This is a genomic window from Ferrovum sp., from assembly GCF_027317285.1.
In the GTDB taxonomy this organism is placed as follows: domain Bacteria; phylum Pseudomonadota; class Gammaproteobacteria; order Burkholderiales; family Ferrovaceae; genus Ferrovum.
This window is the reverse complement of the sequence record NZ_DAHVHV010000001.1, coordinates 181,523-182,255: the sequence shown is the minus strand read 5'-3', so window position 1 is coordinate 182,255 and position 733 is coordinate 181,523. Positions and strand designations below refer to the sequence as shown.

Sequence of the window (733 nt, the reverse complement as noted above, 5' to 3'; positions counted from 1 at the left end):
ACCGTGTAATAGGGGTGGAAGGGAATCCCATCCAGGGGAATATGGCTCACGGGGTCCTTATGGTCCTTGATTTCAATGCCATCCGGATTATTTGAACCCACCTGATGCAGCGCGATGATGTGCAGAAAGACCAGCACCAGCAGTATCAGAGGCAAGGCGATGACGTGAAAAGCAAAAAACCGGTTCAGGGTAGCATCCGAAATCACATAGTCGCCCCGAATCCACAAGGCCACTTCCGGACTGATGGCGTCCACCAGGGAAACGATCACCTGGGCGCCCCAGTAGGACATCTGTCCCCAGGGCAGAAGGTAGCCAAAAAAGGCCTCTCCCATCAGACACAGATAAATCGCCATCCCGAGGATCCAGAGAAGCTCGCGCGGCTTGCGGTAGGAGCCGTAGAGAATTCCGCGCATCATGTGCAGGTAGACCACCACAAAAAACATGGAGGCCCCCGTGGAATGCATGTAACGGATCAACCAGCCAAAGTCCACATCGCGCATGATGTATTCCACCGAGGCGAAGGCGAAGCGCGCGTCCGGTTTGTAATTCATGGTCAGAAAAATACCGGTGATGATCTGCATGACCAGCACGAGAAGGGCCAGAGAACCGAAGTAGTACCAGAAGTTGAAGTTCTTCGGGGCGTAGTACTCTGCCAGATGTTCCCGCCAGACTTTTGTCAGCGGAAAACGTTCATCTATCCAGCCCATCACTTGAGAAACCATGATCAACCTCT

1 protein-coding gene is annotated in these 733 nt (G+C 53.3%); it reads right to left on the bottom strand.

Features of this window, described 5'->3' with window-relative positions; genetic code table 11:
• The coding region (locus M6F29_RS00900) for a cytochrome b (protein ID WP_298156632.1) at positions 1-722 on the bottom strand (722 nt) is incomplete at its 3' end.
• Positions 723-733: the final 11 nt, after the last annotated feature.